The sequence below is a fragment of the Haloquadratum walsbyi C23 genome (genome assembly GCF_000237865.1).
Taxonomy (GTDB): Archaea; Halobacteriota; Halobacteria; order Halobacteriales; family Haloferacaceae; genus Haloquadratum; species Haloquadratum walsbyi.
In genome coordinates, this window is sequence record NC_017459.1 from 2,632,768 (window position 1) to 2,645,266 (window position 12,499).

General features: G+C 46.6%; 9 protein-coding genes, 1 tRNA gene and 2 pseudogenes. 9 read left to right on the top strand and 3 right to left on the bottom strand.

All coding sequences use genetic code 11. From position 1 onward, the window contains the following. Nucleotides 1–217 precede the first annotated feature (217 nt). The 4 genes and pseudogenes from HQRW_RS11845 to HQRW_RS17015 all read left to right on the top strand — a co-directional run. Nucleotides 218–1,273, top strand: a complete 1,056-nt coding sequence (locus tag HQRW_RS11845) for an NAD(P)/FAD-dependent oxidoreductase (protein WP_049892337.1) — start codon at nt 218–220, stop codon at nt 1,271–1,273. A gap of 64 nt (nt 1,274–1,337) precedes the next feature. Next, nucleotides 1,338–2,114, top strand: coding sequence for a PHP-associated domain-containing protein (locus tag HQRW_RS11850; protein WP_014556777.1), 777 nt, complete (start codon nt 1,338–1,340; stop codon nt 2,112–2,114). A gap of 353 nt (nt 2,115–2,467) precedes the next feature. Next, nucleotides 2,468–2,842, top strand: a pseudogene (gene tnpA, locus HQRW_RS15315) (IS200/IS605 family transposase); the annotation flags it as partial. A gap of 313 nt (nt 2,843–3,155) precedes the next feature. Continuing rightward, nucleotides 3,156–3,356, top strand: a pseudogene (locus HQRW_RS17015) (hypothetical protein); the annotation flags it as partial. A 71-nt stretch (nt 3,357–3,427) separates the two neighbouring features. On the opposite strand, the gene ahbB reads toward HQRW_RS17015, so the two are convergent. Then, on the bottom strand, nt 3,428–4,498 hold the full coding sequence (ahbB, locus tag HQRW_RS11860; protein ID WP_014556778.1) for a siroheme decarboxylase subunit beta: 1,071 nt from the start codon (nt 4,496–4,498) through the stop codon (nt 3,428–3,430). Nucleotides 4,499–5,353: 855 nt separating this feature from the next. Here ahbB and HQRW_RS11865 point away from each other — a divergent pair. The 4 genes from HQRW_RS11865 (at nt 5,354) to HQRW_RS11880 (ending at nt 8,017) form a co-directional block, all read left to right on the top strand. Further along, nucleotides 5,354–6,433 carry an anthranilate phosphoribosyltransferase gene (locus HQRW_RS11865; RefSeq protein ID WP_014556779.1) on the top strand — a complete coding sequence of 360 codons (1,080 nt, stop codon included), beginning with the start codon at nt 5,354–5,356 and terminating at the stop codon, nt 6,431–6,433. A gap of 214 nt (nt 6,434–6,647) precedes the next feature. Next, entirely contained in the window at nt 6,648–7,187 is a 540-nt protein-coding gene (locus HQRW_RS11870; protein WP_014556780.1) for a peptidylprolyl isomerase, read from the top strand. Nucleotides 7,188–7,274: 87 nt separating this feature from the next. Further along, entirely contained in the window at nt 7,275–7,658 is a 384-nt protein-coding gene (locus tag HQRW_RS11875; protein ID WP_011572331.1) for a ferredoxin, read from the top strand. Nucleotides 7,659–7,932: 274 nt separating this feature from the next. Next, nucleotides 7,933–8,017: transfer RNA gene (locus HQRW_RS11880), tRNA-Leu, on the top strand. Between the two features lie 124 nt (nt 8,018–8,141). Here HQRW_RS11880 and HQRW_RS11885 read toward each other — a convergent pair. Next, nucleotides 8,142–9,209, bottom strand: coding sequence for a bZIP transcription factor (locus HQRW_RS11885; RefSeq protein ID WP_014556781.1), 1,068 nt, complete (start codon nt 9,207–9,209; stop codon nt 8,142–8,144). A gap of 35 nt (nt 9,210–9,244) precedes the next feature. Further along, entirely contained in the window at nt 9,245–10,654 is a 1,410-nt protein-coding gene (locus tag HQRW_RS11890) for a cytochrome P450 (RefSeq protein ID WP_014556782.1), read from the bottom strand. Nucleotides 10,655–11,387: 733 nt separating this feature from the next. Between HQRW_RS11890 and HQRW_RS11895 the strand changes: the two genes are divergently transcribed. Continuing rightward, on the top strand, nt 11,388–12,314 hold the full coding sequence (locus tag HQRW_RS11895) for a zinc metalloprotease (protein WP_149031559.1): 927 nt from the start codon (nt 11,388–11,390) through the stop codon (nt 12,312–12,314). Nucleotides 12,315–12,499 lie beyond the last annotated feature (185 nt).

Here is a 12,499-nt window from a genome sequence, read left to right on the forward strand (position 1 = left end):
AACTCGTCGTCGGTATACCTGGAGGAGGATGGCAATCTTCACAATGTGTTGGATTCAACCTCAAAGTCACATACAAACCCTGGAGAATTCTCATTGTATCTATATGCATCTATATATTGGATGCATCCATCACAATCAAGCATGCTGGACCCGTTGATATATTATGTCTCAGTCTTCTCAAAATAGTGCTAAGCTAACGGAGGCAACATCAGATGAGATGGAATCATCTTTTAATGTCGGTATTATCGGGGCAGGTCCAGCCGGTGCTGGGGCTGCATACGCATTGTGTGACAGTGATGCGACTGTGACGGTGCTTGAAAAAAGCGGTGGTGTCTGTGGTCGTGCTGCAACGCGTCGAAAGAATGGATGTCGGTATGACCACGGTGCAAACTACATCAAAGATGCCGACCCACGGACAGCTGAATTAATTCCAACTCTTGGAACTGAGGAACTTGTTGATATTGATGAACCAGTCTGGACATTCGATGAAACAGGTGAAATCACCGAGGGTGATAGTCGAGACGAGCATAAGTGGACATGGACTGAAGGAATGACTCAGCTAGCTAAGCGGCTTTTCGCAGAAACTGATGTAAATATCAACCATCGAACACGGGTAGCAGATATATCCCGTGTTGAGAAAGCATGGACCCTCACCGATACTGATAATGCAGATTATGGTCCTTTCGATGCATTGTTACTGACGCCACCTGCGCCACAAACAGTGACACTACTTGAGGCAACAGCATGGCAGGATACCCGATTGGAGACGCTTATGTCAGCTGCTGCGGATGTGGAGTACCGCACCATCCGAACAGTTGTGCTTCATTATCCATTCATGGAATCATATCCATGGTATGGACTTGTCAATGTTGATAAAGAACACCCGGTCGGGTGGCTTTCGCGGGAAGAATGTAAAGACGGTCATGTGCCTGCTGGCGAAAGTCTGTTTATAGCACAGATGAGTCCTGAGTGGTCAACAAACCGGTATGATGATCCTGTTGACGTTGCTGGGGCGGACACCGCCTCTCATGTTGCAGCCTTACTTGATGATGAGCGATATGAGAATCCGGATTGGATTGATGATCAGGGATGGCGATATGCACTTCCAGAAAATGGAATTGATAACCGTGCTGCCCGAGTCGCAGAAAGTGCTGGTCTATATGTTGCTGGCGATTGGATTGTCGGTGAGGGAAGGGTGAATAAGGCGCTATGGAACGGGTATGACACTGGAACACGAATTGCGAACGCCCTCTCACTCTCACAGCGATCCTAACGACTATGATAGGATCTCCCAGCTTCCAGAGTACTTTTTATCTCCCTAGCGTATAGAGGCTCTTGTGACGCTCACGGTCACTATTGATCCACATGTCCACTCAGCAGCATCCTATGATGCCGACGATCCGGCTGAGTTACTTCTTGAGCAGGCAGCTGAAATTGGGTTAGACGCTATTATCGTGACTGATCATGACGTTCTTCATGAATCATTACGAGCGGCTGATCTCGCTCCACGATATGGACTTATTGGAATCCCTGGTGTCGAGGTATCGACGGCTGATGGACATTTACTCGCTATTGGTGTTACATCGCTTCCGCCACGTCGAGCCCCAATGACTAAAACCGTGAGTTGGGTCCGTGATCGCGGCGGCGTTGCAATCGTTCCACATCCATTTCAGCGTAGTCGACACGGAGTTCGCAAGCGCCGCCTTCAACAAGTTGACCCAGATGCGATTGAGGTGTACAATTCCTGGGTATTTACAGGGCGCAAAAATCGCCGAGCACGTCAGTATGCAGAAGTGAATGGATATCCGGGCGTTGCCGGAAGTGATGCACATAAAGTTGGATATGTGGGGCGTGCATACACCGAAATTGAGATCCCAGAGATCACTCGATCAACGCTAACTGCGGATGTAATCTTGGATGCAATTCGCGAGGGGGCAACCCAAGTTGAGGGGCGTCGAACACCAATATCAACGTCAACACGGCATTATCTTAACGCAGGCATACACAAAAGTGGGTTTTATGCAAAACGTGGAGCACTTCGCGGCGGGGCACTTGCAAAAACCGGTATGATTGGAGCAGGGCGTTTGCTATACTACGTATCACCGTTCTCTTGATGAACTTTCACAGTTGATTCGAGATGGATCCCACAGCACAGAAACAACCGAACAGATATCAGTGAATCGTCTCCGCGTATAGTAGTTCACAGAAGAACCAGGTGCTTAACTAAACGTGCATCAGTCAGAATAGTTCTCTCGCATCGAATAAGTGAATCAGTTCACCCAGAAGTTTGTTGAATCATTATAAGTCCCGAGGCTTTTATTGGTTCCTCAGCCGTGCGCTAGCACTCCCTGCTCGGCAAGCAACCGGGATGGGGGGGTGGCTTACGCGCTCCAACACAGACAGACACACCGACCGAACCTGTGGCTAGGTTTTGTGAGTCCGGTAATTCGATTCGTTACCATCGAGTTTCGTCTGGTGTCCTAAGCATCGACACCCGGCTCTGGGCGTACTGGAAGGAGATGTGAATGTGAGGGAGTCGTTTGGTGAGACTGCCGACCACTTCGGGGACAAGATTCTAGCGTGGGAGATTACAGACGAAGACAACCACGTACACCTGTTCGTCCGGTGCGACCCAAAACACAGTCCAGCAGATATTACTCGGCAGTTCAACTCGTGCTCGGGTAAGCAGTTGCTGGAGCGGTATCCCGAGGTTCAGGAGGCGTATTTTTAGGGTGGCGGATTCTGGATGGTTAGCCACTCCGTGGGAACGACAGGTGTGGTGTCGGAGGAAGTGATTAAACGGTATATCGAAGAGACGGAACACGCGCTGTTTTTCATTTAGCTGAGTACAGGCGCTAAGCCCCCTCCCTCAAGGAGCACCGCAGTCCGCGCGAACGGACACGGAGCACAGTAGGGAGGGGAGGGGATACAGCGCCGTCATCATCTGGCTGTACACTGTGCGTCGGCAGACTCACAGACCTATGTAACCACTTATATTGTCGGACGCCGGACAAAAGAGTAAGATGGGCATTCCGACCTGTCGGCTTCGATTCGCTCGTCGTTCCATTCGGAACGAGTTGCTCCGTGCGAGGCTGACGGACAGGGATCGCGTTTGAACGCGACAAGAAGCGTGCGTTGTCCCACGGAATCACCCCGTCGAGCAACTAGGAGTGGGACACTCCGAAGAAACGTCCCCAGAAATCTCCGAGTTCTGGTGTGCGAACGAATCGCCCCGCGATTCGTCAACGCCTGTGGAGACTGCACTTCCTGTGGATACACCTATATCTGCAAAGTACGTCGTAGAAGCAGGAAGCCCCGCCCTCAGCGAGGCCATCAGGCCGAGCAGGGCGGGGTAGTTCACAGCCCGCTCAGGTAAGCGACTTTATTACCTAATTTGATACTGAGAGAACTGTATTATCGTCTGCAGTCACCTTTCAGCAGTACCTACAAGTTCATCATATCGAGCACCGGTCTGCTTCAGTGTTTCTGTCGAATAGAGACGTTCATGTTCAAAGGGAAGATGCTCAGCTGCTAAATTATCAATTTTTGAGTCAACAGCGCTACTTTCGCGCCCATGAATCATCGTAAAGAGATTATACGACCATCCTTGCTCTGGACGTCGTGGTCGATGATAACAGAGTGTTACATATGGGAATTCACCAACCGTCTCTCCATACGTGTCAAGTTTATTATCTGGCACATTCCAGACAACCATACAGTTCGCATCAAACCCAGTTACAATATGATTCACAACGCATCCTACACGTTTGATACACCCATCGGAACGGAGTCGATCAACAGCGTCAACAACGGCTGCCGCATCGACGTCCGATTCGACCGCAGTTGCAATATCATGATATGGAGTTACAGAAAGTGGGAATCCATCCTGAATCTCAACAAGTAACTCAGCCTCAAGTCTTGAGAGCCCGCCGGTTGCCTCTTCAGAAATTCGTGTCGCCGATACATCTGTTTCTGAGACACTTTCTCGCGCAAATGTATCCGTATTAACGACGGGGAATTCAAGATCGATATAGTAATCAGTCAACATTGGTACCTTCAGAACGTCACACCCCGTTTTTGTCTCGATTGAGTCAAGTATATCATCGCGTTTCTCACGAGCGCTTGCAGTGACGACGAACCACATATTCCAGTCGTGATCGCGGCGATAATTGTGATTCACCTGTCGATATTCGTTGATGATAGTAGCAATATCATCAAAGCGATCTTCTGGCGCTGAAACGGCTGCCAACGTTGAACTCCCAATGACAGGCGGGTTCAAAACAGCGCCGAATCGTCGAAAGATACCTGTTTCACGAAGTTGACGAACCCGAGTAAGTGCATTTGTTTCGGAAATATCGAGTTCTTGACCGACAGCTCGAAACGGTCGTTCCATGATTGGAAACCCACTTTGATATTCATCAATGAGCACAGCGTCAATTGTGTCAAGTTCAATATTAAGATCGCGCCCCCATGTCGTTTCTAAGCCGGTCTCACTCATTATGATCTATACACACCCGGATAACCTACATATTTCGAAGTGAGCCTGCAAGGAGAACAAATGGAGTACCTCGGAGTCTGATTGCGTTCGCGAAATGATTCAGTAGAACTGACTGATCTGCGTGTCTGATTTTTCTGTATCATCATGAGATAGTATAAACTGAGGATCCGCGTATTTAATATTGAATCAGGAAATTCCAATTGCCACCGGCTGGTATAGGTTGAACAGGCGCAATCCCACGTCGTTTACGGCGTGGATACGCGCCGTCAGACGGAGACGGAGACGGGGACGGGGGAATTTTTGACCTTTCTTGTTCTACAATATTGTGTATTGATATGTCGGCACGCTGGTTACAACCCCAGTGTAGCCGCATACCCGAAAATTGGTGGTTCGAGTGTGAGTGTCCACCGAGACTGAAAACAGGACATGTCCTTTAGAGAATCAAATAACAGGCGACGAGCAATCATCAAGATAAGTAACTCTGAATCTGGTGAATCCGAGTGCCGACCACTGACCACCGCTCCTGTGGGGAAACTAACACAGGAACGCGTTATCGGCTGAGGATAGGAGTACCTGGGGTAAGATGTGGCACTCTCAAGAGGCTGTCCCTTGCCTGACTGCACATCGATTCACACGGTGTGTTGGCTTGGCAGTTTATGAACCTGCACCTGAAGTTCCTAACTCAGCGGTGCGGTACCGTGGGAGTCCCGCGTTTTCAGGCGCAGGGGGATGTCAAACACACAGTTATATGACTGCTTTATGAATAAGCTGTGGTAACAGCTTCTCATACTGTTGGGATCTCATATAATAAAATCTGAACGGGTCACTTTTGTTGTCCACGCACATTGAATCTATATGGCGAAAGCGTCCGAAGCCGTCGAGTCTGAATTTGGTGAGTGGCCACTCAAGCGTCTCATGACAGAAGTCGTTGGATCAGGAGTCAAGTCTGCAGAGGACATGTCTCGTGAGCAGGCTACAGACGCAATTCGACGTATTCTTGCCAATGAGCCTGATCAAACAACGCTTGGGGCTTTTTGGCTTGCAAATCGCTGGAAACACAATGTTGCTCAGGAGCTTTCTGCGTACGCTGATGTTGTTGCCGAGGATGTCATCACTGCAGTTCCGGATGCCGACCCAGTTGATTGTGGTGCGAACTATGACGGAAAAGGTGATACCGCAATCCTTGGTGCAGCTGCTGGAATTGTTGCTGCTGGCGCCGGGACACCTGTTGTTGTTCATTCAGGTGATCGTGTACCAACACAGAAGCAGGACGCATACAAACACGTACTTGATGAACTCGGCATACAGACTGAAATTGAGCCAGTCGAAAGCGCAGCAATGGTAGATGAGACTGGATTTGGGTTTTATTATCAGCCTGCATTCGCACCGCATATTAATGCAATCAACGACCGTCGTGATAAAATGGGCGTTCGGACGTTCTTTAATACAATTGAGACAATCATGAATCCTGCGAAGGCTGATGTCCATTTAGGATCGTTCTATCACCTTGCATTCGCAAAGAAGATGGTTGATACATTCAAGAGGATGGAAACACAGCACCCACATCGGGTCCTCATGTTCCAAGGAATGGAAGGATATGATGATATCCGCCCTGGATACACAAAAGTCGGTGAATGGACTGATGGTGAATTTATTGATTATGAAATCGAGACGCCCGAGTACGGAATGGACTTTGAGTATGAGGATCTTGAGGTCAATCCTGACGATGTTGCCGGTGACTCTGCAAAATTAACTCGTGAGATCATTTCTGGTAATCGAACAGATTACTTCGTTGACGCGGTCGCGCTCAATGCTGCCTTCCGGATTTACGCTCGAGATGATACAGAGACAATTGAAACAGGACTCAAAATGGCTCATGAGAGTATCGAATCTGGTTCGGCAGCAGCTGTCCTTGAAGATCTCCAAGCATTCTAAAACTCGTAGTATATCCAAAAATAATGATTCGGTTGTAATGCTACTCCCAACCATAAGTTGACTTTAGCATCTTGAACTACGGAGAAAATAAATATAGTTATAATTATCATATCATATAGTAGATATAATATTTACTCGGGAGATGACGCTGTGAGAACGTTTAATATCGCATCATGAAAGACACCATTTAGTATCAGACGCTCAATTTTTACATATGGCTATTGACCCTGACGTCGCTAATGAGCAAAATCCGCTTATTACTCTTGAAACGACACGCGGTGATATTACTCTTGAACTGTTTGAGCAGCGTGCTCCACAGACAGTTGAGAACTTCCTTGGACTTGCAACGGGTGAGAAAGAGTGGAGTGACCCAGATACCGGTGAGACGCGAACAGACTCACTGTATGAGGGGACAATTTTCCATCGCATCATTCCAGAGTTTATGATTCAAGGCGGTGATCCAGAGGGAACAGGTCGTGGTGGTCCAGGCTATACATTCGATGATGAATTTCATGAGGATCTAAACCACGATGGCGCTGGAATTCTTTCGATGGCAAACCGTGGACCAAATACCAATGGCTCGCAGTTTTTTATTACACTTGACTCACAACCGCATCTTAACGGTAAACATGCAGTCTTCGGACATGTCGTTGAGGGAATGGATACAATTGAAGATATTGCGTCTGTCCCAACTGATCGCGATGATAAACCGATGCAAGATATTGAAATCGAGGCTCTCAATATTGAGCGATAGTCCAATTATCATTTGTGCGTAGCTCCTGCTGTTATCTAGACGCACAGAACCGACATCCCAAAGAGCACCGTTGACATATTTATTCATATGAGTGATACTAACACGAGCACAAATGACAATGACAATGACGATGACACAGATGACTCTCTGAGCGCGAGCGATGTCGGGTCATCAGCAGATGCGCCACCAGTTGCGGAAAAGCCATACAAAATAATATTTGAAGCGAACAAATGTTTTGGTGCAGGTCGATGTGCGGAAGTTGCAGACAATTGGGAAATGGATATTGCATCTGGGCTGGCCAACCCAAAGTCATTCTTCATTGGTGAAGATGAACTAGATGAAAATATTCGTGCTGCTGAGGTGTGTCCGGCTAAAAAGGATGCTGGAGTTATTCATATCGTTGATCGCCGCACTGATGAAGAGGTGGCGCCAGATCCACACGGTGATGGCACACTGAGTGTCGATTGGTAGTAAGACTCGCACGTGAACTCATGTTGAACTCATTGGGTTGAATCATCATATAAATCGATACTTTGCATAATTATAGAATATAAGCAGAATCCCGGTTTTCAGGCGCCGGAGGATGTCAAAGACTGAGATTATGATAATCAGCAATGTCAATGAGATATAATTCTTAGCACTGAAGCGAAACCAATATCTGCCAGACAATAAAATTCATAATACCGGTTGAGCAATTTAATATTAGATCTATCAAATACGATAGAGATGAATTGTGGGTACCGGCGCGGGGGTGGCTGAGCTAGGACAAAAGCGGCGGACTTAAGATCCGCTCCCGTAGGGGTTCATGGGTTCAAATCCCATCCCCCGCATTTGACGCGTGTTCTGTGGACAATTATCCAAAGGTCGCTACATTCGCTTGTCATCGATGATATCTAAGAGTCTATTTTTAAGCTAATGAGCAGCTCGTGTGTTACACCAGAGCGATTTTCATCATTACACCGAAATTAAATCTGAGATAAATATATCAAAGAATATGAATAACACTGGGAGGATAATAGAGCTAACCAATCTGGCAATGATGCTCATCGAAAGGGGATATAATTGCACATTTTGATTATCCCTAAATTCTTGTCTTGCTCGCTGGATTTCCATTTGCAACAATTGGTGATTCTCTGCGTCTACATCATCTTGATTCTCTGGGATTGCTAACTTTTGCTCCAAGTCGCGGATTCGTTCTTTATGTTTTCTTAAGGCTTGCTCACGGACCTGTTGTGCCCGTCGATTCATCTTGTAAGTTGGATACGCAAAAAGGACTATTAGATTGAGTATAAAAAGAAAGACACCAATATAGACAAAGTATCCAAATGCAACCTCTGAGGCTAACTCAAAGGATAGCGGAAGGGCAAATGATCCCAGAGACATAATGACCGTCACTTGGATTGCTAATTCCCCAACAGTACTTAATCCGCCTAATCCATCTGGATGTAGCGGTTCAATATCTAATTCTGCCTCCTCTGCAAATGACTTGATAGCCAAGACAGTGATTAATGCAGCATGCGTTCGCAAACCAGCAATCACCAACCAATAGATAAAGAATACTAAATATGCCCCCTGTTCGACAATGGTAGTTATGCCCTGAGTCTGAAAATAGGACTGACTGACGATAAAAACGCCTAATACAAGGATGACCCAGATAGCTACATTTACCCACCAATAGCGGGCATAGTATCGATCATATTTTCGTGAAAGTTTAGCCAACGTCGGGTCATCAGTCGGAGTTAAGCGCCGATCTGCATGTTGAAAAAATCTCGGAAGTAACTTTTGATCAAAGTACCAAACATCAAATGGACCAATGATCACCATCAAGCAGGCTAGCGACTGACCGATGAGGAACATTCGATCTGCCTCCCCGACATCCACTGCAATGATTGTGGTCACTATTGGAATCCACCCAACCGTCAGAACGGCTGAGAGGAGTGTCGAAGTTGTGTATTGATTTCCCCATTCAACGATTTTACTCAGCCAAATAACGTCTGAGTGATACTTGTTTGTCGAATTCATAGATAAATTTATTATCTGCTATTATTGCCAGATGGTCACCGTTCAGATAAATAAAACTCAGTCCCCGGTGTCAGCCGAAGTGTCATATCGGCTGTAAGTGGTGGATCGGGAGTATTTGAGTGATTTTGTGATTCTGGTGGGTAATCACTGTGATCAATCCGATGTAATGTGTATTTGCGTCCAATAATCGCTAGTGCAAGTTTAGCCTCAGTCAACGCGAATTGTCGACCGATACAGAACCGTGGTCCACCCCCAAAAGGAGCGAATGCGAAGTCCGGAATTGATTGCTTAATTCCTTCTTCCCATCGTGAGGGATCAAATGTATCCGGAGACTCATAGAATCGCTCATCAGTTTGCACTTGACGAACACCAAGCCAAACCTGTGATTGATTCGGGATTCGGTAATCCATCATAGTCATTTCACGCTCTGCTATTCTGGGGATAACGTACACCGCTGGATACATACGCAGAGTCTCAGTAACAATCTGATCGGTTACCGGAAGCGAATTGAGCGTTACCCTATCGATTGGCGTTTCAATATTATCAATCTCGTCGTGGAAACAGGACTGTAGATCTTCATCCCGAGAAAGCTCATATAATGCTAAAGCCAGCGTCGAGGCTGTTGTATCATGACCGGCAAAAATAAGCGTGACAATTTGGTCACGGAGTTGTTTATCTGTGAGCATGGCATTATCATCAGTTTGCTCTCTGAGATTCACTAATGTTGAAAGGAGATCATCAGGATTACTGGAATTATCTGTCATGGCACTAGCTTTTTTCGACAGTAACTCACCGGCGATTGTCCGCAGTTTCGATCGTCCGCGTTTGAATCGACGGCGCGCTGGTGTCGGAACCCACTCTGGAAGCGGGTACGAAGTTGGGGTAAACCAGTCGTGCAGTTGTACTGCAGCGTTATGAATATCGGAATCGCCTTCGAGAGCAAGTTTCCGACCAAATAACGTCGCAAAGAGTGTATCAAGCGTCAGACGTCGCATCTCACGCTGCAGATCGATTGTCATTCCTGACTCCCAGCTATCTGCTCGACGGTGAATCTGCTCCGTCATTCCGGAAATGTATGAATCGATTTTATTCTGTGTAAAGAGCGGCTGTAGAATCTGTCGTTGTTGCTGCCATTGACCTCCTTCGGAAGCTACGAGTCCCTCGCCAAACGCGATACGAAAATCGTCAGACTTTCCGAAGGACTCTCTATTATCAATCAATACGTGCTTGAAGAGTTTTGGATGGCTCAGATTATAGATATCACCAGCTCCGAAAAAGTAGCTCCGAGACACGTCGTGATGTTTGCACAGATTATCACGGAACATCAATGGTTTGTGCATTGTTCGAATTGAGTGAGTGAGCGGATGACCAAGCGCGTCTGGATACGGTGGAAGTTGTGGATTACTCGAACCCTGCTCATTGCGTGTTTGAGCATCACTACTCATTTATTAGTAGTATTACAGGATAATAATAAAATAGTGACGACAGTAATGCCGAAGTAATATATACTTGACACCCTCTCTGCGCTGAAGCGTGAGGATTCTTTTGCAGGACAGCACTCCGTTCGTGTGTATTCAGAGACACCCTGACCGAGACCATCGGACTCTCAATTGTGGTTTGTGAGTACTGCGTCGGGTTTCTGAAGAGAGGGGTGGTGTGTTTGGGGTGGGGTATCCGCTTGTATCTCATAGACCGTGTCATCGACTCAACTCAACCACAGTAGGTGTATAGAACACTCGACGTAGAGTTACTTTTTATCTACGAGACCCCAACCAGCTCAACTCTAACTTTCCTCTGCTTTGCGTGCCTCAGTATGCTGTCTGATATCATAGAACGCGTGGGTGCGTCTTTATTATCCGATCCATCCCAATGCTAACGCAGAGGGCTTTCTCTTTGAATCTTCGCAATGTGGCATTCAACGCCGAAAACCACTTAATATAGAATAAACTATAGCCGCAGTCATGGTGCGCATAATCGAAGTCGATCCAAACAGGATACGTCGCAGCGCTGCTTGTGTACAGGCCACCAAGACGATTGATCCAGGGCTTGACCTCGGAGCGGTTCACAATGGCGAATCAATACAATGTGAGTGATAGTCCAAACCACTGATATATCCATGGAAGCGTATTATAATTTCGACAGAAACAATATACTATAAGATTGGCAGTCATCTTCGTTGTGCTAATCTTACTAGCAGGGTGTGGAGGGCAAAAGTCCATATCGACATCGACTCCACCAACCACCCCTGCCCCAACTTCTTCACAACCGCCGACAACCACTCTAGTCACAACACCCACACCAACACCAACACCCGTCCCAGATAACCCATTTGGAGAAAAGCCGATTATCATTGGTATCGATAACCCGACAAACCGCTCATACAATACACTCGTTCGAGAGGCCATAAGTTATTGGACACAGACTAGGAAACAACACACAGATTGGTGGACCACCATCAAACTGAAACCTGATGCTTCGTCGCCAGATCTTACTGTTTCATTTATCAGCAACATTGGACGTTGTGGAGTGGAGGTTAATGAGGATCATATCGGTTGTGCACCGCTGATTGAACAAACAGACACTGTTTATACAGAACGACTGCAGATTGAAACCGGGTATACCAATGCTTCCACACGAGCAACACTAAAACATGAATTCGGACATATTTTTGGATTGGAGCATGGTGAGACGCCCTTAGCGATAATGAATGTAACAGGGATTGCAAATCTTACTGCACAACCGAATGCAAGCATGAGAGCAATCCTATGGGAAAATGATAGTTTAAAAGTTCACATTAATACATCGAATTTCGACACAATCGATTCGACAGAGATCGATGAACAGGTCAAACCGACAGTGGACCATTTCAGCAATGCCCGTGGAAAGGTGCCAGCAAATCTGAGTATCAAAGAGCTTGACAGTCCTCATGATGCAGATATCGTGGTTGTAGCGATGAATTCTCTGGAGAGACCGTCTCAAAAAAGAGAGTGTATGGTAGTTCCACGGATGCTGACCCAGCGGTTGAATATTATACAAATGCAACGATTACAATCGATTCTTCGACAAACAGTGACCACATCGGGTACCACATCGGATACTGGCTAGATGAGTTGGTAAATCCAGACGAAACATCACCTCCGTTCAAGCGGACAAACTCTAATTCACGCGGTGACTGATGGAAGGAGACCGATTCCTGAGGACGAATTGATGATTGTATATTCAACTTTCAGTTATTCTCGAAAGTGTGATTTTGATATAATTTAATGTAATATCCTTTACATTCACGGCAC